Consider the following 22550-nt stretch of genomic DNA (forward strand, 5'->3'; position numbering starts at 1 on the left):
GCTCCTCTTTCTAGTCTACAGTGACGTGAACGGCAGCGACGCGAGCGAGTCCGCGCTGTAGTCGAGCGCGTCGGCCTGCGAGACGCCCTCCGGCGTGATCAGGTCGATCACCCGCGGCGCGTTGCCGGCCGCGCCCTCCCGTGCGCCGCCGAAGACGTACCCCCCGGCGTCGATCCGGACGTCGCGGAAGGCCCCGAAGTTCGCCGATCCGACGACCGGAAGGACCTCCCAGTCACCAACGTCACTCCCTCCGAGCGCCGTCTTCGGGACCGAGACGACGGCGACGTTCGATTCGAGGTCTGCGAATCGCTCCACCGAACCGACCTCGCTCCCCGCGCCGTCGACCACGGCGCCGGCGCCGAACCCGTCCGAGCTGACCCGATATCGCCACGTGTCAGCGAATTCGGCGGTGACGTTCAGGTCACCGACTTCGCCCCTCGGGCCGCCGTCATCCGACGGATCGCGCAGATAGGCGACGAAGTACTGCGGCGAGAACGTCCCGCCAAACCCGGCGGTGAGGTTCTCGACCTCGAACGCGAACCGGTACTCGTCGTCGGTCTCGAACACGCGGAACGCGCGCAGGTCGAACGCGCCGTCCTCGAACGCGTCGGCGGTCGGGTACACGTACTCGCCCGGCCCGTCGTCGTCGCCGGCGGGGTCGGTCAGTTCGGCGACCTCGTCGCCGGGAACGACGGTGACGGTGTCGGCGGCGAGTTCGGTCCCGCTCTCGGCCTCGCGCACGACGACGTCGAAGGTGCCGAATCCGGGGTTCCGGAACCCGAGTTCGACGGTTTCGTTCGTCGCGTTCGGCGGGAGTCGGACGATGTCGCGCGAGGCGACCTCCCCGTCGATCGACACCTCCACGACCGTGCCGCCGACGAACGGGGCGTCGTTCGAGCCCGTCGCGGTGAAGAGGGGCTCTCCGAGGACCACCTCGTCGGCGATCTCCACATCCAGCTCCTGCTCCGGCCGCTCGTACTCGGGGAGCCGGTTGATCTCGCGGCCGCGCGCCGGGCGCAGCCTGACGGCCGTCCCGCCGCTCGGGGCGAGCGACCCCAGCAGGGTCGAACTCGGCGTGACGACCGCCTCGTCGATGCGGACCCCGGTCGGATCGGCGTCGACCCCGGCGCCGACCGCGTCCGAGTAGATCTCCGCGACGTACTTCGGGCCGTTCCGACCGCGGCCGGTGCCGCGACCGTTTCCGTTCCCCCGGCCGTTACCGTTGCCGCGACCGTTCCCCTTGCCGTTCCCGCGTCCCGGCGCGTCGCCGGAGTTCCCGGGAGCGTCGCCCGAACCGCCGGGCGCGAGGAAGTCGAGCGGCACGTCGACCGCTCGGCCGTCGCCGTCGGTCATGGCGCCGACGTACCACTCGTCCCCGCTGCGGCGCGCGATCGCGAGGTAGTCGCCGATCGCGGACCCGACGACGCGGGTCTCGTCCCACCCGGCCGCCGGGACCGACTCGATGAACTCGAACTCGGGCTTCGCGTCGAAGTTCTCGTTCTCGGGCGTGTACCCCTCGTAGGCGGCCGGGACCGGCGACGGCTCGCCGGACTCGGTGACCGCGACCGCGTTGACGTTGAACCCGCCGACGTCGCCGCTGAAGCCGCCGTCGCCGCTCTCGTAGTCGGGCTCGATCGTCTCTCGCGCGTCGTTGACGCGCAGCGTCGCCCGCGGCGTGCCGGCGTCGATCACCCGGCCCGCGTTCTCCTCGGCGTCGCTCGCGTAGCGCAGGTGGAGATCGTAGGTGCCGGCGCTCGGCACGTCCTCGACCGCGAACGACACCGACGAGCCGCTCGGCGCGCGGTTGGGGTCGACGGCGACGAAGTTGGTGCCGAACGCGTCCCGCCACGAGTCGTCGGTGACGAGGCCGTCGCGGTCGCCGGCGGCGGCCTGAAGCCCCTCCCCCACCGCGAACGTCTCGTCGACGTACCCCTCGATCCGGTCGGCGGCCATCTGGAGGCCGCTGAGGTAGGTCGGGTACATCGCGAGCTGCTTGGCGCGGGTCGTCTGGATCTGGTCGCCGCGGTCGTCGCCGAACGTGATGTCGAAGATGCCCGGCTGGAAGCTCACCGGCCCGGCGAGGTTCCGCGTGAACGGGAGGGTGACGTGGTGGTCGCGGCCGACGTTCGAGCCGAGCTGGCCGAACCCGTCGTACTCCTGGGCCTTCACGACCTCGCGGTTCGCCACGTTCGGGTAGGTGCGGATCTCGCCGGTCGGCTTGATCCCCTCGTGGATCTCCAGCAGCTGGCGGTTCGTGGCCGCCTCCCGGATCACGAGCCGGTGGTGGTTCACCGCGAGCTGGTTGTGCTGGTTGTGGGTCGGCTCCGCGCCGTCGCCGTCGATGCCGAGCCCGGGGTCCGAGACGTACCCGTTCTTGATCGAGTTGATCCCCTCGGCCTCGTACCCCGCGAACACGTCCTCGTCGAGGACCGCGGCCTCGTACTGCGGAACGTTGCCCGCCGTCTCGTTGTGGATCGTCATCTCGACCGGATCGGGGAGGTCGGCGCCGTAGCCGGTCACCTCCGGCACGTCGAAGTCCGGGTATGAGTCGTCGACGCCGAAACCGAACCCGGTGCCGTCGCCGGGGTAGGTGCTCCACCCCTCGTTCCACCCCTCGACGAGCACGCTGTCGATGCCGTTCTCGCTCGCGAAGCGCATGTACCGCTTCATCCGCTCGGTCCGCGCCCCGTGGACGTACGCGGCGGGGTTCCCGCCGCCGCCCGCGACCTCGTCGTCGGTCCTGTACTCCCAGTTCGCCTGCCCCGCGATCATCGTCCACCAGATGCCGACGTACTTGCGGGGCTCGATCCAGTCGGTGTCCGGTCCCCCGTTCCCGGTCGGCAGCGCCGACTCGTCGAGCGAGTCCGCGAGCAGCGGCACCAGCTGCGACTCGATCAGCTCGCCCGGCCGGTCGACGACCTGTATCGTCCGCCACGGCGTCGCGGCCGGGAGTTCGAGCGACGCCTTCGTGCCGTCGGGTAGCGGCGTGAGCTCGGTCGCGAACGCCGTCCCGCCGTCGTCGCTCCGGGGCGCGAGCGTCGCGGCCGCGTAGTCGTCGAGGTTCGCCTCGTGGACGCTGAGGTACGCGTCGCCCGCGTCGACCGTGAGCGGGGTGTGGGCGCCGACCCGCATCGGGGTGTTCGTCGGCCGCCGGTCCGTCGTGCCGCCGGGGATCTCCGACAGCGGCGTCTCCGCGTACTCCTGTTCGAACCGCGGGTTCGTCACCGCGTTCTCGATCCACCAGGAGGTGTAGTCGTCCGCGAAGTCGACGCCGGTGTTCTCGGAGCTGACCACCGCCAGGTCAGAGTTCTCCGCGAACCCCTCGCCGAGGACGACCCGGAATCCGAGCCCGTCGTCGAAGACGCGTATCTGGAGCGTCGCGCTCCGGGACTCGTCCTCCCCGTCCGCCCCGGAACTGTCGTCCGTCGCCGAATCGTCGGTCTCGTCTCCCGCCGCGTCCGCGAGGCCGACGCTGAGGGCGTTGTACTCGGCGGACACCCCGTCGTACGCCCCCCACATCGGCTCCCACTCCTCGGTCGCCGACGCGCGCTCGGTCCCCGTCACCGTCACCGGCCCGCCCTCTCCCTCGGCGCTCGCGCCGAAGGCCGACTGGTTCCGGAAGTCGAAGCCGAGCGCAGACGGCCCGACGTAGGCGGTCCCGTTCCGGGAGACCTCGTAGGTCGGGATCCCGTCCGACACGTCGACCGTCACCGCGATCGAGCCGTCCGGCGACTCCACCGTCTGAATCAGGTCGTCCGCGTCGTTGGCCACCCGCGCGGCGTCGTCGGCCGACACCTCCCGCGAGTAGGCGGCCGCGGCGACCAGCGCCCCCACGCTCCCGAGGAACCCCCGGCGCGTCGTCCCGTCAAACGTTTGCTGTGATCGTTTCTCACGCATTCCGTTAGGTGCCTGTATACGATGAATAATAATGCTATTGTAACGGATCGAAGTGATTGGATTTCGAAACGACCGAGTCGACGAGGCGGTTCGCGCGCGCTCTCCTTCGAAGAACTCACCGAGAGCACCGCCTTACAGCGCGTTCTCCAGCGCGGACGCGACGCTCCGGGCCTTCTCGGCGAGCGGTTCGGGGGTGTGGCCCGCCGCGACCGACGCGTCGAGCTCGTCGTCGTCGACGCGCTCGACCGTTCCGTCGGGACGTTTCACCACGTCCACGTGGAGGTCCACGTATCGCGCCGCGTCCGGGAACACCTCCACGGGCGTACAGACGTTGACGTAGGTCCCGCGGACCGCCCCGTCCGTCCCCCGGTACGTCGTCGGGTACCACCAGCGGCCCTCCTTCAGACTCGTCTCGGCGACGTCCCCGGCCTCGCGGTCGACGCCGAGCCCGTCGTACGTCCCGCCGCCGGTCATCTCGCGCTCGACGGTGACGGTCCCGTCGGGGTCGACCCCCGTGACCGTCGCTTCCCCGAGGGTGATCAGCCGCCCGTCGGGCTTCCCGTGGTCGATCTGGAGGGAGTCGCCCTCGCGCGGGCCGAAGGCGTCGGTCACCACCGAGAACGGGAACTCGGCGTCCGGGGCGGGCTCACAGAGCGCCTCCGCGAGGTCGACGCCCGCCGAGGCGTCGGCCGACCCCGCCTTCACCCGGTGGTGGCCCGGCATCGTCGCGGTCGCGGTCCGGCGCGCGTCGTCGAGCCCGAACCGGCTCTCGCGGCCGAACCAGACCCAGACGCCGGCGTTCGGCGCCGCGAGCGGCGCGTCGCGGAGGCGGCTTCGGTCGTCGAGGAGACCGAGTCCGGGCCCCGTCTCGTCCCCCGGACCGACCGCCGCGCGAACTCCCTCTGCGGCCGCGACCGCGTCGTCGAGCCCGGCGGCCAGCGCTTCGGTGTCGGCGTCGACGGCGGGGGGTCGCCACACCGCCCGCCACCCGTCCGGCGGGTCGAGGTCGAGCAGGTCGAGCATCCCCGACAGCTCCCGGGCGGCCTCGTCGTCCCGAACGTCGACCCGCGTCCCGGAGCCGGGTTCGAGCGCGACGAGGTCGCCCCCGACCCGCAGCTCTCCGGCGAGTTCCGGGCGCCGGTCGGTCCACAGCGCCGCGGACTCGCGCACTTGGACCCGGACCGCGTCCCCCGTCTCCACCCGGGCGTCGACGTCGCCGTACGGGAGGTACCCCTCGGCGCTCTCGCCGTCGCCCGCCCGGAGTCGAACCACCGCGCCGCCCCCGAGCGTCTCCGTCACCTCGCCGTCGAGGACGGAGCCGGGCGGGGCCGGGTCAGGCCACGGGAGCGCGTCGCGGCCGAGACCGACGAGGACCCCGCGGATCTCGTCGAGCGCGTCGGGGTCGCCGCTCGCGCCCACTCCCTGTCGGTCTCGGCTCGTCCCGATCTGGACGTCGGGCGGCTCGTTCGGGAACCCGGCGTCGAAGCGCCGGCGGATCGGCGGCGAGGCGTCGACGACCTCGTGGCCGGCGTCGAGCAGGCGCGCGGTGAGCGCCGTCGCGTAGATGCCGCGAACGCGGACCCGCGGCATCGTCACAGCTCCTCGCGGTCGCGCGCGAACCGCACGCGGTCGTTCACCGTGTCGCCGAGGGTGAGTTCGACGACGGTCGGGTCGCCGTCGTCGCCCTCCCGGAGGATCCGCCCCCCCTCGACCGGGACGCCCCACCCGTCGAGCGAGAGGTAGCCCCGGAGGTCGCTCCCGTGCGTGAACAGGTCGACGTCGGCGGTCGGGTGTTCCTGTATCGCGTCCGCGCTGTGCGCCATCTTCATGTCCGAGTAGACGGGGCCGTCCGCGCCGAAGAACGCCCGGAGGCGGTCGGCGTCCCGCGCGACGAGTTCGGCGACGCGGTCCGAGGCGTCGGCGACGGCGTCCGCGTCCAGCCCGGCCTCCCGGAGGGCGCGCTGGACCCGTGGATCGAAGTGCATACCCGTCTTTCGGGCGCCGCCGTTTCAACCCTGTCGACCGCGCCGGCCGGCGTCCGCCGTGCCGGTCGATCGCCACTCGGTTCCCCGATCCGTCCGCGTCGCGAATCTTCCGTCGACACCGACGATTAAGTCACCGTGGTGGTAATCGGGTTCCATGCCATCCGACGAGGACCCGATCGCGTCTCGGGCAGACGACGACCGCGACCTCTACGACGTCGCGACGTGGGAGGAGCGCACTTCCCTCGACGGACTCTCGGTCGCGCTGTACTGGCTGCTCACGCGCTCGGCGAAGGCGGGCGTCGTCTTCGTCGCGTTCGTCGGGCTCTTGGCGATCGTCGGCTCGTTCGGACTGGGCCTCGTCTTCGATCCGGCCATCGCGATCCTCCTCGGCCTCTCCGCCGTCCCCGCCCTCGGACTGGCCGCGTACGTGTACGTCTCGGACGTGACGACCGCAGAGCCGCTGTCGCTTCTGGTGGCGACGTTCCTGCTTTCCATCCTCACGGCGACGTTCGCGGCGATACTGAACAGCGTGCTCCAGCCGTACTTCCGGCCGTTCGGCTTCCTCGGACTCGTCGTCTTCTTCTTCGTCGTCGTCGGCCCGATCGAGGAGTCGGTGAAGCTGCTCGCGGTGCGGCTGTACGCCTACACCGACGACCGCTTCGACGCCGTCATCGACGGCGCGGTCTACGGCGCCATCGCCGGGCTCGGCTTCGTCGTCATCGAGAACTTCGTGTACATCGCTCAGAACGTTGAGATGGCGGAGCTGACGGTCGGCATCGCGGCGCTCGGTGCCGGCGACGGAATCGCGGCCCTCCGGGCGCTCGCGGGACCGGGACACGTGGTCTACTCGGCGTTCGCGGGCTACTACCTCGGGCTCGCGAAGTTCAACCCCGAGAACCGCGGGCCGATCATCGTCAAGGGGCTCGTCCTCGCGGCGGCTATCCACGCGCTGTACAACACGCTCGTCGGTCCGGTGACCGGCGTCGCCTCGGGGCTGTTCGGTATCCCGCAGATCCTCGCGCTGTTCGGCTTCGTCGTCGTCTTCCAAGGCACGTTCGGGTACGTCTTCCTCCGGAAGATCTGGCGGTACCGCGACGCGTACCTCGACACGCGCGACGCGGTGGGCGAGGACGTCGCCCCGGAGTTAGACGAGTTCGAGCAGTAGGCCGCGACCCGGTTTCGGCTCGGTCCCCGCCGTCAGGGCGCGTTCTCGACGCGCGAACGGTCGCCGGTGCCGCCCGTCAGCGCGCTCGCGAGGGCGCCTCTCACCACGACATCGTCGCCGAGGTCGGTGAGACGCACCTCCGGGACGTTGATGAACACCATCTCCGGGAGCTTCTCGCGGATCGGGTCGAGGACGCGGTCGGGGTTGTTGAGCGCGACCGCGCCCCCGACGCTCACGACGAGCGGGGCGTACGCGTGGATGACGTTGGCGATCCCCATGGCGTTCCAGTGGGCGAGCTGATCGATCACGTGGTCGGCGAAGGTGTCCTCGCCCGCCGCCTCGAACACGTCGACCGCGGAGAAGTCGGGGTCTTCGATCGGGAGCGCCGTGTCGACCGGGTCCTCCGCGTGGAGCTCGCGGGCGTACTTCGGGATGTTGTTGCCGGAGCAGTACCCCTCCCAGTGGCCGTCGAGCCCGCAGCCGCAGGTCATGAACCCGTGCGGATCGACGGTCATGTGGCCGACCTCGCCGGCGTTGCCGTCCCACCCCGAGAGCACGTTGCCGTCGACGGCCACGCCCGCGCCGATCCCCGAGGAGATGGTGAGATACACCATGTCGTCGGGGTTGCGCTCGGAGTGGAACCGCTCGCCGATGACGCCCGCGATGGTGTCGTTGTGGAGGTACACCTCCTCGGTGTCGAGCAGGCGACCGACCGGGCCGACGAGCGGGATGCGCTCGACCGTGTCCGGGAGATTCGCGGGACCCTGAACGATCCCCTCCGCCAGGTCGAGCGGGCCGATCGAGCCGATCCCGGCCGCGACCGCCTCGCTCGGCGCGATCCCCGCGTCCGCACAGGCCCCGCGGACCACCTCCAGAACGGCCTCTGTGACGGCGATACCGTTCGGTCCCCGCGGGGTGCCTCGCGACGCGGCGCCGAGGACCGCCGCGGTCTCGTCGCCGACGACCGCTCGGACGTTCGTCGCCCCGAGATCGACGCCCACGTAGTACATCGGGTGTAAGCGCGGCCCCGTCTCACTTAAGCGGGACGCTTCGCGCGGTCGAGCGGGGGTAAAGAACTGGGGCGCTTCCGCGAAACCGCGTTACGACGCCGACTCGCGGACGAACGTCACCGGGCACGGCGCCGAGAGCATGACCTCTTGGGCCGCGCTACCGAAGACGGCCTTCCCGGTCGGCGAACGCCGCCGGCCGCCGACGACGACGCGGTCGGCCCCGACCCCCTCGGCGGTCTGAACGACCTCGTCGGCGAGATTGCCCACCGCGCCGCGGACCGAGTGTCGCACGCCGGCCGCGGACAGCGCCTTCGACAGCTCCCGAGTGGTCCTGTGGCGCTCCGCGACCGCATCGGGCGTCGAGTTCTCGCCGTCCGGGTCGAAGCCCAGTTTCGCTCGGGTCTCGTCGAACTCCTCCTCGCCGAACACGTGGGTCAACACGACCTCGGCGTCCGCCGGCCCCGCGAGGGCGATGATCTCGTTCGCGAGCCGCTCGGTGCGCTTCTCGTCTTCGGTGCCGACCGCCAGGACGACCGTTTCGATGCTCATACACGCTGTTGATCCCCGGACGTATTAAAAACGGCGGAGTTTTAACTCAAATCTGAATAAATATTTAATCGATCGATCCTGATACTCTCGCCGATTGCGCCCGGACGGCTCCCGGTGGAGCGATCGGACGGCTCTCGGTGGAATGATCGGACGACTTCCGGAGATTCGGTCGGTCACCTCTCGGTCGAACGAGCGAGACGCTAGCGGCGTCACGAGCGTCTCTCGGCGGAAAAATCGCTCCGGCAGCGCAGAACTCGATCAGTAGTCGGGCGCGTCGTCCTCGACTTCGCGCTTCAGCGAGTCGCGGCGCGACTTCGCGTCGCGACCGGTCGCCTCCAGCAGGAACTCGTTTTTCGCGTCGACGGCGTCCGCGGCGGCGTCGGCGTTCCCCTCGGCGATGACGTCCTCGGCGGGTCGCTCCTCGAAGTGGACCGCCAGCTTGTCCTTCTTGCTGCCGTACTCGGCGGCGCCCACGACGATCCGGTCGAACACCGGGTTGTCGGGGTCGCCGACGACGTACAGCTCGTGGCCCTCCCACTCCTCGGTGCCCGTGACCTCGCCGAAGTACTCCTCCACGGATCCCTTCAGGTCCGGCATGCGGTCGTCCAGATGCTCGCCGCGTCGCATCTTGTACTCCTTCATGCCGCGACCGTTCGACAGGCCGGCGTAAACCAGTTTCGTCACGGTCGCTCGGCGGGTTCGCCGCTGCGAACCGTCTCGGCCCGCCTACCGGGGTCGTTCGTCGACGTAGCCGCGCTTGCACTCCGGGCAGATGTCGCCGGCGCGCATCGAACTCCCGTCCGCGGCCCGGACCATCCCGCACTCGGGACAGTAGTACTCGGTCGGTTCGTCGTCTCCGATGGTCTCCAGTTCGGGGCTCTCACCGCGGGTGATCCCCGTTCCGTCCTCGCCGCCGCTCTCGAAGGCGACGCTCTCGGCGTCGTCCGGCGCCTCGACGTACTCCGTCTCGTCTTCCTCCGCTTCCCGGTCCGCGGCCTCCGGGGTGAGTCCCCCGCCGAACTCGACGCCGGCGTCGCCGCCCTCGCCGACGGCCGCGCTGAACCCCTCGTCTTCCCCGCCGTGGTCGGGCCACGCGGTCGCGCCGTCGGCGTCCGTGTCCGCCTCGTCGACCGACGGCCACGCGCCCCGCTCCCGGTCTTCGGTCGATCTCTCCTCGTCGTCGAGGATCACGCCGTCGTCGCTCTCCGCGTCCGTCTCGTCGGCCGACGCGGACTCCGGCGCGTCGTCCGCCGCGGGCGACGACGCGGACCCGGACTCGCCGCCCGCGTCCAGCAGCTCCGCGTCCTCGTCCGTCGGATCCGGCCCGTCGGTCGCGTCCGCAGCGCTCGCGGTGTCCGGCCGCTCCCCGACGTCCGCCGCCGCGTCGCCCCCTTCGGGGGACGCTCCGGCACCGACCGTGTCGGCCTCCTCGTCGCTCGCGGACCCGTCGTCGATGATCACCGCGTCGTCGCTCCCGGCGCCGGGGTCCTCGTCGAGCGTCAGTCCCTCGCCGGCGGCGGTGGCGTCGTCCGCCCCGACACCTCCCGGCGCCGTGCCGGAGTCGGCGGTCTCCTCGGCGGCGCCCGGAGCGTCGCCCGTTCCCGACGCCGTGCCCGCGTCGTTGCCGCCGCCCGCCTTCGCGGCGGCCTCGTCGGCGAGCTGTTCCATCGTCGTCACCTCGGTGTTTTCGCTGACGACCTGCGTCTCGCCGCAGCGAGCGCAGGTCTTCACCTCCTTGACGGTCGTGACGACCTCGTCGCCCTCCTCCTCGCGCTCGCGCTGGAGTTCGGGCTCGCCGAAGTCGTGTCCGAGCAGACACCTGAGTCCCATTGTACTCCCCTGCGGTGCCGAGGGTAAAAAACGCCCCGTCGGCGTCCGACGCTCGGCACACGACCGGATCGCGGGGCGACCCCCTCGACGCTCCCGGTCCCGCCGTCTTCCCCCCACCCGACCTCGCTGTTCGAGTCATTGTTTCCCCGTCCGGTCTCGCCCCGCGACCCCGCCGTCGCGATCCGCGGACCCAGACTCTTTGTGGATCGCTCGCGTACCGTTCACCGACATGCCTATCGTATCCTATCAGGGCGAGGAAATCGAGTGCGAGAAGGGCGCCGTCTTGCGCGACGTGCTCAAAGAGGCCGGTCTCTCAGTCTACAACGGAAAGATGGAGCAGCTCAACTGTCGCGGCGCCGGGTCGTGCGGCTCCTGTGCGGTCCAAGTCGAGGGCGAGGTCAGCGAGCCGGGCAAAAAAGAGCGCGCTCGCCTCTGGCTCCCGCCGCACCACCCGAGCCACGACGTCCGCCTCGCCTGTCAGACGAAAGTCGAGGGCGACGTCGAGGTGACGAAGGGCCGCGGGCTCTTCGGGCAACACATCTGAGCGCGGACGCGCCGCTCCCGTCTGTTTTTCGTACACCGCCGACCGACGCCCGCTCGACGAGCGGCGCGCTGGTCGGGGATAAAATACGGCCGCGGCGAGCGTGAGCCCGCGACGCGGACGAAAACGTTTGGTACCGTGTGTCAGAGTCGCGTTCGGCGTCAGCCGGACCGACCCACCTTTCGGATCGGCTTACTGCCGAACGACGTTGGTCGCGCGGGGACCCTTCTCGGAGGACTCGATGTCGAACTCGAGCTCCTGGCCCTCTTCGAGGTCCGGGCCGCCGACGTCTTCCATGTGGAAGAACACGTCGTCGTCCGCGTCGTCAGTCTCAATAAATCCGTAGCCGCCAGTGTCGTTGAAGAAATCAACCTTTCCGGTCGCCATTGCGAATGAGAAGAGAGCCCGCCCGGGAATAAGAATTGCGAGTGTACAGTTACCACGTCTCTCTGCGGACGTTTGTTTCTGAAAACACAAACCCATGGGGTAAACAGTGGCCGAACGACGACTTCACTGCGACCGACTCGACCGATCCGTCGGTTCCGCGTCGAGTTTTCCCAACGCCGGTTTTTATATTATCGCCCCGAAACCAGTGTGCGTGGTTCACACATCCCGAGCGAACGGCCCCGCGCTGACGCTCCGCGAGAACGGGCCCGCCCTGCTGGTCCCGGCGGCGTGGGGCGTCGCCGCGGGGGCGGTCCTCGGTCTCGTCTCCGCGCACGCGCTGTTCGTGGCGCACGTCGTCATGAGCGTCCTGCTCGTCGCCTTCGTCGTCGCCTCGTGGCGCGACATGGCGACGGGCGTCCTCCGCGCGTGGAAACTGGTGATCCTCGCCGGCACGCCGGTCACACTCGCGGGCGTCGCCGGATTCCTCGCGCGCGACGGGACCGTCGCCGGGCTCGCAGCCGCGCTCCCGGCGGACGCGCTCCTCGCGGTCGCCTTCTACGGGTGGACCCTGCTGCCCGCGCCCGCGTTCGTCTACACCGCCCTGCGCGACCCCGCGGTCCCGCGCTCGACGGTCCACGGCGTCGCCGCCGCGTGTTCCGTCGCGGGCGCCGTCGTCGCCGCGCTCGCGGGCTCCGCGACCGGCACCGTCGCGGGCATCGCGCTCGTCGGGCTCGGGCAGACCGCGGGCATCCTCGCCGCGACCGCGCTGTACTGAACGGCGCCGCGCTCCGGTCGCTCCCGGCTCACTCCCGCTCGACCGCCCCGTCGACCGCCCGCTCCAGCGCTTTCCGGTGGAACGCGACCGCCGCGTCGCGGCCGACCGGTGGAAACCGCGGGTTCGTCACGACCCCCTCCCCGTCCACGACCGCGCTCGCGACCGCCGCCGCGCGGTGCGCGCGCCCGACCGGGGGAAGCGGGACGACCGACTCGTACCCCGCGCGGAACGCCTCCCGGAGCGGTTCGGCCTCGGCCGCCGACACGTACCAGTCGGCGACCAGGTGTTCCGCCTTGGCGACCGAGACGCCTCGTGGCGCCGAAAGCGGCGCCTCCCAGTCGAGGACGGCCGTCACCGACCCCCCCGCGACGAGGGCGTTCCCCGGCCGGAAGTCCCACGGAAACAGCCGCGGCTCGGCGTCGCCCTCGACCGGATTGCGAAGCGCCTCCCGGAGCGGCTCGCGGAGGTCGTCGAAATCGGCCGGGAGCCGCGAGACGTGTCGCTCGCCGAACCGGCGAAGCCAGCGTTCGGCGTCGAGCGAGTCGCGGACCGTCAGCGACGCGGCGCGTCCGAGAATCGAGGCAGGGTTCGCTTCCTCCTCGCTCGTCGCTCCGCTGACTCCCGCCCCGTCGGCTTCCGCCTCGTCGACTCTCGCCCCGTCGGCTTCCCCTCCGTCGCCGGGAGCCGCTCGGTCGACCGCGACCCGCCCGCACCCGGCGAACCGGAACGCCTCGTGAACCTCCCCGAGGTACCGCCCGAACGCTCGCGCGACGCCGCGCCGGTCCGTCGGATCGAGACCGACGAACGCCTCGTGGAGGTCGCGCCCCTCGACCAGCGGCGTGACGAGCCAGCCCGTCCCGTCGACGACGCCCGCGCCCAGCGGAGCGGGCACCGGCACGTCGGTCCGCGCGCCGATCGCCGCCAGCAGCGCCGCCTCGGTCCGCGTCGCGGCCGGCGTCTCCGAGCGCTGGACGACGACCGGCGCGGCGGTCTCGAACCGGACCGCCTCCGTCTCCTTCCGGTTTCCCCGCCCCAGCGGCTCGACGCTCACCGGCGTCGCTCCCGGCCGCGTCTCGGCGAGGGCTCGGTCGCGGACCCCGTCGCTCACCGGTCCGCCTCCGTCTCGGGTCCGAACGCCTCGGAGGCGCCCGCCTCGGACGCACCTGTCTCGCCCTCGGCCAGCAGCGCTCCGATCTCGTCCAGCGAATCGAGGACGTGGTCCGGCCGGTAGGGGGCCGCCGACTCGTCGGGGTCCGCCCGGAGCCACGCGGACCGGAGCCCCGCGTTGTGCGCGCCGGCGACGTCGTACGCCAGCGAGTTCCCGACGTACAACGTCTCCTGCGCGTCCACCGACAGGGCGGCCGTCAGTCGCTCGAACGGCGCCGCGTGCGGCTTCCGGCGCGGCAGGTCGCCGGCGTACACGATCGCGTCGACCCGGTCGCCGAGACCGAGCGCCTCGACCTTCGCGCGCTGCCGCTCCTCGGGGCCGTTCGTGAGGAGCCCCACCGGTCCCGACGCGGCCGCCGCCGCCAGCGCGTCGGTCGCGCCCGGCAGGTACGCCACCCGCGACTCGTCCGCGACCGCCTCGAACGCCTCGGCGAGCGCGACGGGGTCGACGTCGCGGCCGTGCCGGGCCGCCAATCTCGCGAACCCCGCGCCGAGGTACCCGACGCGGTCGTCCGGGTCGGGCGGGCCGTCGAGGAGCGGCCACAGCGCGTCCGGCTCGCCGAACGGCTCGACGCCCGCCCGCTCGAACGCCTCCCGGTAGAGGGCGTCGACGTCGTGGTCGTGGCGGCACAGCGTGTCGTCGAGGTCGAACGCGACCGCCGCGAACCGGCTCATGACGGATCGGAGGCGCCGCGCGGCGAAGTCGGTTTCGCCGACGCGCCCGTAGCTCCGCCCATGCCAGACTCCGAGGACGCCTACGACTGCGAGACGTGCGGCGCGAGCGTCGCCCCCGCGGACGCCACCCGATCGGAACCGTTCGGCGACCTCGACCCCGCGACGTGGCAGACGCTGAACTGCCCCGACTGCGGCGACCGGCTCGCGACCGTCCTCGTCGGCGACGAGTGAGCCGCCCCGACGCCGACCGTGTCACGGGTCGGCGCGGTCGGCGCCGAACGAGCCGCCGGTCGCCACGTTCACCGAGTGCCGTATTGACACCCGACAGTATTAATGAGTACGAAATCTTTTGTGATCTAAGAGACACAGTTAGGCAATGGAACGCTCACGTCGGAAAGAGATCAAACATCATCTCTCCGAAGACGAGATCGATGAGTTGCTTCGTGAGGCCGAGGACAAGCACCGGCGTCGGCGTCTCGGCTTCCTGAAGAACCTTTACCGAGGTGATTCGATTCCAGAAGCTGCTGACCGTGAAGGTGTATCCGCAACAACCGGCGGTCGCTGGGTCGAAGCCTGGAACGACGGCGGTCTCGAAGGACTTATGCCGAGTTTCGGGGGCGGTCGGCCCCCGAAACTCGACGAAGACGAACAAGACGAGCTGGTTGAGATGCTTCGAGAGGATCAACCGTGGAAATCACAGGAGATTCAGCATCTTCTCCAGGAAGAATTCGATGTTTCTTACAGTCCAAATTATCTCGGTACCTTCCTTCGAGAGCTTGGTCTTTCATACGCGAAACCACGGCCAAAGCGTCCGAACCGGCCAGAAAATCCTGATGAAATTCTTGAAGAGCGCGTCGATGACGCGCTCGACGAGGACGATCAGCCACACAACAAACGTGAGGGTGAAGACGAAGAAGGGTGGATTGTTGACGACGAGATCTGTACTGATGGCGGTACCGTCCTCGGATTTTTTGATGCGTCGAAGCCACAGCCGTACGATAATTCACGGCGGGTTTGGTACGTCGACGATCCACACATTGAACGTGAGTTAGTCAAGACACACGATTCTGCGGTTGGATTCTACGCACTCAACGGTGAGAGTCTGGTGAGATTCACCGAAGATGAGAAGAAAGAGCGGATCTGTGGCGTGTTAGAGCAGGTCCGCGAGCAGAATCCGGGCAAGCGGATTCTGCTCGTCTTGGACAAGCATGGAGCACATATCTGTAGATACACGCGCAAACGCGCGCACCAACTTGGGATCGACCTGATTTTCATTCCCTCAGGCTCCCCGCACCTGAATCCAATCGAGAAGGTCTGGGATCATCTCAAATGGACGATGGCACCGATCGTCGTTGAAGACGAAAACGAGTTCAAAGAACTCGTTCAGGAAACCTTCGAGAAAATAACAGAGCGTATCAGCTTCGCAAAGAAGTGGTGTGAGAAGTTTCTCGACTTTCAAAAGTTATCTTAATCATTATACCTGTCGGGTCCGTACTCGCCCCCATGGTCGACGCCGGCACGGTCTACCTCGTCGCGACCGGCGCGCTGCTGCTCGTCGCGCTCGGCGTCGGGCTCCGGGCGCTCGTCGACATCTTCCGCGAGGCCCGTGAGCGCAGCCGGAAGCGACGCGACGGCGACCTCGACCGGTACGCCCCGGACCCCCTCTACGACCGCGACCCGCCGGCCCCGAACGCCGACGGGGAGGCCCCTTCCACCTGTCCGCAGTGCGGCGCGGAAAACGCGAGCGAATTCACCTACTGCCGGGAGTGCGCGGCGCCGCTCGGCCCGGGGCGGTGACGGGGGCCGTGCCGGCCGCCTGCGCTGTCGCTCGCGGATTCAGGATATGCCGCCTCCCCGATTTGAAACGCGTGAGACTCCCTTCGGTCGTCTCACTGTTCCCCGCTCGCTGTCGCTCGTGAGGACGGGGGACAGCTCGATCTTCAGTCGAGGTTAATGAACGCGGATCGCGCAAAAAAGCCATGCCGCCTCCCCGATTTGAACTCGCCGAGACGCTCGCCCCCGCTCCGCTCGGCCGCTGCGACTCGTCTGCTCAAATCGGCTCGGGAGCATTTTCACTGCTCCCGTTGGTCGCAGGAAAATGCCGCCTCCCCGATTTGAACCACCGGAAGACTTCGCTGCGCTCATCTTCCGAGCCCCCGCTCGCTGCGCTCGCGGGGAGGGAGACAGCTCGCAGAGTACCACGTGTCCACTCGCTTTCCTCTCGACAAAATTCGGCGCTTCGGACCACGAGATATGACGAAGACAGAACTCGAACCCATTTCGCCGGGTGCGGCGAAAGAGATGTATCTGGAAGCAAGAAAGAACGAGGTATCACAGAGTACGCTTGACGGCTACCACTACCGTCTCAAGCACTTCATCCGCTGGTGTGAGAACGTCGCGGGGATCGACAACATGAACGATCTCTCCGGAAGAGATCTCCAGCGGTTCAAGACGTGGCGGAGAGACGACGGCGATCTGAAGCCGATCACGCTTCAGGGACAACTCGACGCCCTTCGTATCTTCATTCGCTGGTGTGGATCTATCGACGCCGTAGAGCAAGATCTTCACGAGAAATTCGAGGCGTTGATGCCTCAACTCAACAAGGCCGACGAACAGAGCGAGAGTATATTGGATACCGAGCAGGCAGAGGCGCTCCTTGAGTATCAGCGGAAGTTCGAACACGCCTCTCGCGCCCATGTGATTGTGGAGATTCTGTGGCACACGGGAATCCGACTCGGATCTCTTCGCGCGCTCGATCTTGACGATTACGACGGAGATGCCGAACGACTCGCTGTCCGTCATCGACCAGAAACAGATACTCCCCTCAAGAACGGAACAGAGGGCGAGCGTATCGTCGCTCTGAACGCCGAAGTTTGCCGCTCAATTGAGGACTGGAGGGAATATAACCGACATGATGTGGAAGACGAACATGGGCGTGAGCCCCTTCTTACCAGTCGGAATGGCCGTATGAACCCGACAAGCGTCCGCGATGCGATCTATCGCGTTACTCGTCCCTGCTACTACGGTGCTGATTGTCCGAAGGGCCGTGATCCTGATGACTGTGAGGCGGCTGACTATGGCGGCTATAGTAAGTGCCCGGTCAATGTTTCTCCTCACGATATTCGACGGGGCTCAATCACTCACTTCTTGACTGAAGATGTGCCTGAGAAGGTTGTCTCTGATAGAATGAACGTCGGACAGGACGTTCTGGACAAGCACTACGATAAGCGAGATGAGGAGGTGAAGGTCGAGCAGCGACGTGGATATCTGGACAATATCTAAATCTATTCACTTTTATCGTCTTGTGTAAATCTTTTCAGAAGCTTTCTTGCTTGGCGCTTACCAGGAGGGGTTAGACTAACTGTTGCTGAAGGACCTCTCCCCCGTCGGTCAAAATATCGATCACCTTCTCCTTGATACATATTCCCCATCCCTGATGAAGATACGTCGGAGAGTTCGAGGGCGTCTTTCAGAGATGAGGATTTGATTCTCTCTACGTCATAACACTCATGCCAAACGTACAATAAGATGAGTGAGGATATTCGTTGTCTATCCGTTTTCCGATTACCGATGTCACCCATCTCGTCAATATATAAGACCGGGAAATCCTCTTCCTGAGGGTCTACATATACGAAATTATCTAATTTGTGTTCGGATATTCTCAATTCGGAAGCGATGTCTGCTAAGGGTCCAGATTCTTCTTCCTGATCAATGGTCTCGATCTCTGTCTCTGTCTGGTTGCTTTCACCGAACTCTTCCAGAGACTTCACTTCAGATTTGGATTGGTTTATCTCCGCAGTATCAGACACACCACTAAGTTCATCTAACGAATCTTGGTTATCCTCAATAAACTGAATAAGGTCAAGGACCTCTTTCTGGTAGTCTTCCTCGTCAAACGCGTGTATTTCTACCTCTAGTACACCATACTCTAATTTTGCTGTAGTTTCCATAGCTCGACCACAAAGTCAAACTATACAAGTATAAGTTCTTCGCAGGAGTGTGGATGTATCCTCGAATCAGACGAGATAGTGTTCCAGGGCTGTATCTCAAAGAGTATTTTGTATTGTATATGGAGTAAGAAATACTTGTAGAACTCTCCTAATAGGTTATAATCCGTGTAGAGAAGCTTTAGACATTTAGAATGTATGATTCATATCTCCCCGAGAATACGAGAATAGTTCTGGAATCCATATCTCAATTCAATACCCGGATATCCATTGGGAGTAACACTTAAGTTCTAACCCGACATTGTGTACGGCAAACGCTGGCAATCCCAGTCTACGATTCAGAAAACGGTTGAACGTGACTCGGCCCGCGTGGTTCCCTGGCAGGTTCCGCGGGCCGATGGCACAGCCCATGGACACCCTCATCCAGCCGCAGGGACTCGGGGTCCTTGCGACAAGAGAGGCTGTATAGGGCCTATGCCACAATTACGTGGCTTGGGTCTAATAGTTTTCTCTTGTCTCAGACGGCCGGATACCGACATATGAGCTCCAAATCGGACTCAACACCAGCTGACAATCACACGCAGTGGGATGAATTAACCCCAGCACGTCGACGAGTAGCAAAGACTATCGCCCATGTCCACGGGCCCCAAACGTTCAATCGCCCTGATCTCCGTGAAGACACGGAGGAGGTGGATGATCTTGAGGACACTATCGACGACAAGGAGCGAGTGCTCACATCGCTCAAATACACTCGTCTCCTGAACGATCTCGTCGATGATGGATATCTCACGCTCGAACACCAAGGCGGGACTAACCCGATCATCTTGGATCTCGAGTACGACTCGGACCGGGATACCCGGAACGCAGCCCCATACGGGGATACCAGCGCTCTCCACACCTTGGTGGCGCAGGTATGCGATCGTGAGGGTATCACGCGGGACCTTCTCGACGAGGTCGATAATCCGTTCGACTTCAACGAGGTCAAGGACAAGGTGAATCGGGCACTTGGCCGAACGGTCCTACAGCCTTACTCCGATCCCAGCAAGTACCGATTCACATCAGAGACCTACTCTCTCGTCCGGAGCAAGGTCGACGGGAGTTAGACAGGCCGCTAGTTCTACTCCCCCTGTAATCCCATTATTGTGCTGAAATAGACAATTCGATCCACCTACTCGTCGTCTAGATCTTCAGCGCTGAGATTGTCGGTAAGGTAGATCTCTCCATTTAGTGTGATCCGACCGAATCCAGAACCAGTATAGTCGGTCATGAGACTAATCCCGGTCACGTCCCATTGACGTGAGTATGATTGGAAAAATCAAATTCAGATCTGGTTCACTCTCCTTCACTCCTGGTGAGCTGCTGTAATTACTAAGATTATTCCGGGACCATCTGGTTGCCATCGGCGCTTATATCCAGCGTCGGCTCAGGGTCCGGCTTTCGCTTCTCACCCTCAACTTTCACGTAACAGGCCTCAGCAGGGTCGGGGTAACTGGCCGGGTAATACACGTAGGTCGTCGAATCTAACCGTGCCATCTTCACGACGCCATCACGCCGGAACCGACGGAGAATTTCTCGATACGAATCCTCGGTCAATTTGTACTTTTCCTGCGCTCGCTCGCTGATTTCTGCCATCGTCGGGTGGGAGCGGGAATTGCGCGAAGACCCACAGTCCTCTGGGGTATTATTAGTAGACAGGTGGGGGGGGGTTCGAAAAGGTCGCATTCCATGGTGAGACTGTAGAGGGAATCGAGTGTAACCTCATAGGCGTGTTCGCAGTAGTCATTCGTACTTTCGTCCTTACCACTCCGCCGCCAGTAGTTCCAGATCTCCGAGTCGAAATTCTGTAGCGCGTAATTGAGGGTGTTCTGGCGATAGTTCCGTTGTTGATTTGGCGTTCCCTCAATCCACTTGCGGAGATCTCTCCTCTTCTCGGTTCGAGGGTTCTCAGCAATCGCATTATTCACGTAGTGGTAAGTCAAGTTTCGCGCATTTGCTGGGTTGGCATCTCTGTCGAGGAGAATGCCGTATGTGAGAGAGCAAAGAGTTGTCTCTGCGCCACTTCTGTCGTCTTTGAATCCTCGTTTGGCGTATCGACCTTTGAGCAGATCTGTGTAGTATTCTCGTGCCCGTGGTCCTGTCTTCTGATCGTGTATGAATTCTCGAATGTAGTCTTGGGCCTGTGTGATGGCATCCTCGTCAGGGTCATCATCGGGAAGTTCTCCGATGGCGTCATCTCTGTCAGTCCTTGTCGTTATGAGATGTTCCCTACAGACCTCCTGAAGTTCTTCGTTCCGCTCCTCGATGGTCTCCGGGGTTGAGCCGAGATGGTCCCCTGTGAAGGTAAAGTATTGTTCTGAATCGTAGACTTCGATACCGTCGCCGCTCCGGCTCCCAGTATTTTCGGGTTTCTCTCCGATGACTACCGTATGTAGGCCAGTACCAGATGGAGATACCTCGGTGTAGGAGTCGATACTCTCGATGATGTGACGGATTTCAGACTCTATATCTCCCGTCTTTGGGTCTCGGCAGTAGTCGAAGTCAATACCTACAATTGGGTCATCCTCCGTCAAAACGATCCCAACGCCATCGTAGTCGCCTGCTTGGTAGGTCTTGATGGCCGTCTCGAAGTCACTCCATGTCTCCGGCTCCTTGGTCGATGCTTTCTCGCCTGCCTCTGGATCGTATGGGGGCTTCTTGTCTCCTCCCTGCTCGTATCGCCAGCAGATCCACTGATCCCGATATACGACCGTCTCAGGAACGCTTTCAGCACTTTCAGGGGCAGTACCGTTATCAGGAGTGACTGCTAAATCGGACATGGGTTCGAGGAGTCACCTCGTTCGAATGCTCGGGGGTTCTGGTTGGGACCCTTGCCCCCGATACTCGCTCCTTTCATTGTGAGCTATTCGTTGTTAGCGGCAAGTTCCGTCGCTCCTCGTTCAAGGAAGTCGGACCACGTGAGTTCGAGTTGTTCCTTGACCATCCTTGCTTTCTGAATCGAGTCTTCATGCGCTGCGATGTCTTTGTAATTCTTCGGATAGGGCATTACCTGTTAAGATATTGGGGATAAGGCGCTATCAAGGAACGGTTTCGCTTAACCCGCTCTAGACGAAAGTTAGTTTCTTGTCACTATCGAAGTGAGCTTTCTACTGACAAGTTTCTTTGAGATCCACTTCAAACTCAAACACAATAATGTCAGCAGATGAGTATATCTCTTCAAGCGTCGGTGCTCCACTCGGGAATAATAACGCGATCGGGAATCCTGGAGGTGGGGCTCCAGCCAATAATTCGAACGCCATAGGAAACTCCGGCGGTGGTGCGCCCGAGGATAATACCAATAGGAAGAGTCATGGTGTCTATTGCGACTTGGAGAAGATTGACGATCGAGCAGAGGGAGAAGTCGCTGAATTCATTAATCAAATGGAAACTGTGATTCGGGAACGGGCAGATGAGAATTCGAAGGAGGTAGCGCGAGAAATTCCTCTTCGTCTGATCCGATATAACCGAGCAGCTCAGCACATTCAGCAGGAGGGTATGCGATTAGATAAGGGAGCTAATTCGATGCTTGATACCTCCCGGCGTATCTTGGCTCAAATCTTCCAAGATCTCCAAGAGATTGGAGCAATATAGATCCTGAGCCTCTGGACCGCAGTGAATGCCAGTAGAAGAAATCCCTCCAGCAAAGATGAGGCTTTCTTCTGCCATCCACCCTCTAATTGCTTAGAGCCGATGTCAGCCCGCTCAGAATTAATTCTGACCGAATCAATAGGTCGGTATTCAGAAATAGAGAGACAACCGGGCGTCTCTCGTGCCTGAGCGGGGCCGATTCAGATACCAGATACCGTCTTACTTGTCGGACTAGATCTCGCCAATACAGCCCGATTAGTGCTAAATGTCATCGAGCAATTCTGCTTTTTTGTCCTCAAACTCTTCGTCTGTAAGGACGCCATCATTGTGTAGTGATTTGAGTTTCTCAAGACGATCCAGAGGATCGTCTGAGTCTACACCTGGTTTGTCCTCTTCGCGGCGTCTCTCACGGAGGTATTCAACTGCTTGTTCCACCTCGTCATCATCGGAAGTGGTTACCGACAGATGGTACGTGGCACCGCGAGTCTGAAGCGTAAGTCGTGTACTCACTAGGCCAGTATTCAAATTAATACTAGTAATCGATCCGTATGGGATAGTGTGCTGGTCATAGCCTCGAAAATGATCGGCAATAACCAGTACACGTTGTTCCGTAAGAACGGTAAAAGCACTACCAATTCGACGATCGCGATCCCAGCCCGTGATGCTTTCTCCTCCGGCTCCGTCACCCTCCACGTCGATGGAACTCCCCCTCAGGAAATAGTGTGGTTGCTCGTTCTCATCGAGAAGGTCATAAGGGACTGTTTCATCGTTATTTAGCATCCTGAATAGGTTGTTCGGCCGGATCGATTCACCCTGAGCTTGCTCGATGATTGACTCCACTTGGGAGATATCCCTGTCTACTGCGGCTTTTTCCTCAAGTCGTTCCTTCCAACGATCACCTGTTTCCTCAACCTTGTTCTGCCAACGCTCGCGCCTCTTCTCATCCCATTCGTCAAGTCGCTTCTTCGCGTCGGCAAGCTTGTCCCTGATCATTGTTC

General features: G+C 64.4%; 23 protein-coding genes. 9 read left to right on the forward strand and 14 right to left on the reverse strand.

What is annotated here, in order from left to right; all coding sequences use genetic code 11:
- Window positions 1-15 precede the first annotated feature (15 nt).
- From EXE46_RS07925 to EXE46_RS07935, 3 genes are all read right to left on the reverse strand, one after another.
- Entirely contained in the window at window positions 16-3834 is a 3819-nt protein-coding gene (locus EXE46_RS07925; protein WP_137687933.1) for a glycoside hydrolase family 97 catalytic domain-containing protein, read from the reverse strand.
- 195 nt (window positions 3835-4029) lie between these two features.
- Window positions 4030-5487 carry a DUF402 domain-containing protein gene (locus EXE46_RS07930; RefSeq protein WP_137687885.1) on the reverse strand — a complete coding sequence of 486 codons (1458 nt, stop codon included), beginning with the start codon at window positions 5485-5487 and terminating at the stop codon, window positions 4030-4032.
- Window positions 5488-5489: 2 nt separating this feature from the next.
- A complete protein-coding gene (locus EXE46_RS07935) occupies window positions 5490-5882 on the reverse strand; it encodes a hypothetical protein (RefSeq protein WP_137687886.1) in 393 nt (130 codons plus the stop codon).
- Window positions 5883-6036: 154 nt separating this feature from the next.
- Between EXE46_RS07935 and EXE46_RS07940 the strand changes: the two genes are divergently transcribed.
- On the forward strand, window positions 6037-7047 hold the full coding sequence (locus tag EXE46_RS07940) for a PrsW family intramembrane metalloprotease (protein WP_137687887.1): 1011 nt from the start codon (window positions 6037-6039) through the stop codon (window positions 7045-7047).
- 32 nt (window positions 7048-7079) lie between these two features.
- Here EXE46_RS07940 and EXE46_RS07945 read toward each other — a convergent pair whose 3' ends face one another.
- The 4 genes from EXE46_RS07945 to EXE46_RS07960 form a co-directional block, all read right to left on the reverse strand.
- Complete coding sequence (locus tag EXE46_RS07945) at window positions 7080-8057, reverse strand: ROK family protein (protein ID WP_137687888.1); 978 nt, start codon at window positions 8055-8057, stop codon at window positions 7080-7082.
- A gap of 90 nt (window positions 8058-8147) precedes the next feature.
- Window positions 8148-8606 (reverse strand): universal stress protein, encoded by a 459-nt coding sequence (locus EXE46_RS07950; protein WP_137687889.1) that lies wholly within the window; start codon window positions 8604-8606, stop codon window positions 8148-8150.
- Between the two features lie 258 nt (window positions 8607-8864).
- The gene (locus EXE46_RS07955) at window positions 8865-9248 is read right to left on the reverse strand and encodes a DUF5611 family protein (RefSeq protein ID WP_137687890.1); all 384 of its coding nucleotides are present in this window, start codon (window positions 9246-9248) and stop codon (window positions 8865-8867) included.
- A gap of 84 nt (window positions 9249-9332) precedes the next feature.
- Window positions 9333-10436 carry a hypothetical protein gene (locus tag EXE46_RS07960; protein ID WP_137687891.1) on the reverse strand — a complete coding sequence of 368 codons (1104 nt, stop codon included), beginning with the start codon at window positions 10434-10436 and terminating at the stop codon, window positions 9333-9335.
- A gap of 229 nt (window positions 10437-10665) precedes the next feature.
- Between EXE46_RS07960 and EXE46_RS07965 the strand changes: the two genes are divergently transcribed.
- Window positions 10666-10980 (forward strand): 2Fe-2S iron-sulfur cluster-binding protein, encoded by a 315-nt coding sequence (locus EXE46_RS07965; protein WP_137687892.1) that lies wholly within the window; start codon window positions 10666-10668, stop codon window positions 10978-10980.
- Between the two features lie 189 nt (window positions 10981-11169).
- Here EXE46_RS07965 and EXE46_RS07970 read toward each other — a convergent pair whose 3' ends face one another.
- Complete coding sequence (locus tag EXE46_RS07970; RefSeq protein WP_004599158.1) at window positions 11170-11364, reverse strand: cold-shock protein; 195 nt, start codon at window positions 11362-11364, stop codon at window positions 11170-11172.
- A 211-nt stretch (window positions 11365-11575) separates the two neighbouring features.
- On the opposite strand from EXE46_RS07970, the gene EXE46_RS07975 reads away from it, so the two are divergent.
- Complete coding sequence (locus tag EXE46_RS07975; protein ID WP_199234129.1) at window positions 11576-12139, forward strand: hypothetical protein; 564 nt, start codon at window positions 11576-11578, stop codon at window positions 12137-12139.
- Window positions 12140-12167: 28 nt separating this feature from the next.
- Here the strand turns inward: EXE46_RS07975 and EXE46_RS07980 are convergent, their stop codons facing one another.
- Entirely contained in the window at window positions 12168-13247 is a 1080-nt protein-coding gene (locus tag EXE46_RS07980) for a phosphotransferase family protein (RefSeq protein WP_137687893.1), read from the reverse strand.
- Window positions 13244-13981, reverse strand: a complete 738-nt coding sequence (locus EXE46_RS07985; RefSeq protein ID WP_137687894.1) for an HAD family hydrolase — start codon at window positions 13979-13981, stop codon at window positions 13244-13246. Before EXE46_RS07985 ends, EXE46_RS07980 begins: the two co-directional genes overlap by 4 nt.
- Before the next feature lie 60 nt (window positions 13982-14041).
- On the opposite strand from EXE46_RS07985, the gene EXE46_RS17105 reads away from it, so the two are divergent.
- The 4 genes from EXE46_RS17105 (at window position 14042) to EXE46_RS08000 (ending at window position 17263) form a co-directional block, all read left to right on the forward strand.
- The gene (locus EXE46_RS17105) at window positions 14042-14212 is read left to right on the forward strand and encodes a hypothetical protein (protein WP_199234130.1); all 171 of its coding nucleotides are present in this window, start codon (window positions 14042-14044) and stop codon (window positions 14210-14212) included.
- A 145-nt stretch (window positions 14213-14357) separates the two neighbouring features.
- A complete protein-coding gene (locus tag EXE46_RS07990) occupies window positions 14358-15452 on the forward strand; it encodes an IS630 family transposase (protein ID WP_137687895.1) in 1095 nt (364 codons plus the stop codon).
- A gap of 32 nt (window positions 15453-15484) precedes the next feature.
- On the forward strand, window positions 15485-15778 hold the full coding sequence (locus EXE46_RS07995; RefSeq protein WP_137687896.1) for a zinc ribbon domain-containing protein: 294 nt from the start codon (window positions 15485-15487) through the stop codon (window positions 15776-15778).
- A gap of 456 nt (window positions 15779-16234) precedes the next feature.
- A complete protein-coding gene (locus EXE46_RS08000) occupies window positions 16235-17263 on the forward strand; it encodes a tyrosine-type recombinase/integrase (RefSeq protein WP_137687897.1) in 1029 nt (342 codons plus the stop codon).
- 2 nt (window positions 17264-17265) lie between these two features.
- Here the strand turns inward: EXE46_RS08000 and EXE46_RS08005 are convergent, their stop codons facing one another.
- Window positions 17266-17931, reverse strand: a complete 666-nt coding sequence (locus tag EXE46_RS08005; RefSeq protein WP_137687898.1) for a hypothetical protein — start codon at window positions 17929-17931, stop codon at window positions 17266-17268.
- 536 nt (window positions 17932-18467) lie between these two features.
- Here EXE46_RS08005 and EXE46_RS08010 point away from each other — a divergent pair.
- Window positions 18468-19031, forward strand: coding sequence for a hypothetical protein (locus tag EXE46_RS08010; RefSeq protein ID WP_241981514.1), 564 nt, complete (start codon window positions 18468-18470; stop codon window positions 19029-19031).
- A gap of 271 nt (window positions 19032-19302) precedes the next feature.
- On the opposite strand, the gene EXE46_RS08015 is transcribed toward EXE46_RS08010, so the two are convergent.
- Together EXE46_RS08015 and EXE46_RS08020 are read right to left on the reverse strand one after the other, a co-directional pair.
- On the reverse strand, window positions 19303-19560 hold the full coding sequence (locus tag EXE46_RS08015) for a hypothetical protein (RefSeq protein WP_137687899.1): 258 nt from the start codon (window positions 19558-19560) through the stop codon (window positions 19303-19305).
- Complete coding sequence (locus EXE46_RS08020; RefSeq protein WP_137687900.1) at window positions 19518-20744, reverse strand: hypothetical protein; 1227 nt, start codon at window positions 20742-20744, stop codon at window positions 19518-19520. The genes EXE46_RS08015 and EXE46_RS08020 overlap by 43 nt, the downstream gene beginning before the upstream one ends.
- 373 nt (window positions 20745-21117) lie before the next feature.
- Between EXE46_RS08020 and EXE46_RS08025 the strand changes: the two genes are divergently transcribed.
- A complete protein-coding gene (locus tag EXE46_RS08025; RefSeq protein ID WP_137687901.1) occupies window positions 21118-21555 on the forward strand; it encodes a hypothetical protein in 438 nt (145 codons plus the stop codon).
- A gap of 258 nt (window positions 21556-21813) precedes the next feature.
- On the opposite strand, the gene EXE46_RS08030 is transcribed toward EXE46_RS08025, so the two are convergent.
- Complete coding sequence (locus EXE46_RS08030; protein ID WP_137687936.1) at window positions 21814-22545, reverse strand: PH domain-containing protein; 732 nt, start codon at window positions 22543-22545, stop codon at window positions 21814-21816.
- Window positions 22546-22550: the final 5 nt, after the last annotated feature.

The sequence above is a fragment of the Halorubrum sp. GN11_10-6_MGM genome, assembly GCF_005435165.1.
Classification (GTDB): Archaea; Halobacteriota; Halobacteria; order Halobacteriales; family Haloferacaceae; genus Halorubrum.

Excerpts from the sequence above, each read along its gene's own strand:
- EXE46_RS07960 (WP_137687891.1), bottom strand. The coding sequence starts at position 10,436 with ATGGGACTCAGGTGTCTGCTCGGACACGACTTCGGCGAGCCCGAACTC.
- EXE46_RS07930 (WP_137687885.1), bottom strand. The coding sequence starts at position 5,487 with ATGCCGCGGGTCCGCGTTCGCGGCATCTACGCGACGGCGCTCACCGCG.
- EXE46_RS07970 (WP_004599158.1), bottom strand. The coding sequence starts at position 11,364 with ATGGCGACCGGAAAGGTTGATTTCTTCAACGACACTGGCGGCTACGGA.
- EXE46_RS08025 (WP_137687901.1), top strand. The coding sequence starts at position 21,118 with ATGTCAGCAGATGAGTATATCTCTTCAAGCGTCGGTGCTCCACTCGGG.
- EXE46_RS07965 (WP_137687892.1), top strand. The coding sequence starts at position 10,666 with ATGCCTATCGTATCCTATCAGGGCGAGGAAATCGAGTGCGAGAAGGGC.
- EXE46_RS07985 (WP_137687894.1), bottom strand. The coding sequence starts at position 13,981 with ATGAGCCGGTTCGCGGCGGTCGCGTTCGACCTCGACGACACGCTGTGC.
- EXE46_RS07940 (WP_137687887.1), top strand. The coding sequence starts at position 6,037 with ATGCCATCCGACGAGGACCCGATCGCGTCTCGGGCAGACGACGACCGC.
- EXE46_RS07945 (WP_137687888.1), bottom strand. The coding sequence starts at position 8,057 with ATGTACTACGTGGGCGTCGATCTCGGGGCGACGAACGTCCGAGCGGTC.
- EXE46_RS08005 (WP_137687898.1), bottom strand. The coding sequence starts at position 17,931 with ATGGAAACTACAGCAAAATTAGAGTATGGTGTACTAGAGGTAGAAATA.
- EXE46_RS08000 (WP_137687897.1), top strand. The coding sequence starts at position 16,235 with ATGACGAAGACAGAACTCGAACCCATTTCGCCGGGTGCGGCGAAAGAG.
- EXE46_RS08010 (WP_241981514.1), top strand. The coding sequence starts at position 18,468 with ATGAGCTCCAAATCGGACTCAACACCAGCTGACAATCACACGCAGTGG.
- EXE46_RS08015 (WP_137687899.1), bottom strand. The coding sequence starts at position 19,560 with ATGGCAGAAATCAGCGAGCGAGCGCAGGAAAAGTACAAATTGACCGAG.
- EXE46_RS17105 (WP_199234130.1), top strand. The coding sequence starts at position 14,042 with ATGCCAGACTCCGAGGACGCCTACGACTGCGAGACGTGCGGCGCGAGC.
- EXE46_RS07995 (WP_137687896.1), top strand. The coding sequence starts at position 15,485 with ATGGTCGACGCCGGCACGGTCTACCTCGTCGCGACCGGCGCGCTGCTG.
- EXE46_RS07955 (WP_137687890.1), bottom strand. The coding sequence starts at position 9,248 with ATGAAGGAGTACAAGATGCGACGCGGCGAGCATCTGGACGACCGCATG.
- EXE46_RS07935 (WP_137687886.1), bottom strand. The coding sequence starts at position 5,882 with ATGCACTTCGATCCACGGGTCCAGCGCGCCCTCCGGGAGGCCGGGCTG.
- EXE46_RS07950 (WP_137687889.1), bottom strand. The coding sequence starts at position 8,606 with ATGAGCATCGAAACGGTCGTCCTGGCGGTCGGCACCGAAGACGAGAAG.
- EXE46_RS08020 (WP_137687900.1), bottom strand. The coding sequence starts at position 20,744 with ATGTCCGATTTAGCAGTCACTCCTGATAACGGTACTGCCCCTGAAAGT.
- EXE46_RS07990 (WP_137687895.1), top strand. The coding sequence starts at position 14,358 with ATGGAACGCTCACGTCGGAAAGAGATCAAACATCATCTCTCCGAAGAC.
- EXE46_RS08030 (WP_137687936.1), bottom strand. The coding sequence starts at position 22,545 with ATGATCAGGGACAAGCTTGCCGACGCGAAGAAGCGACTTGACGAATGG.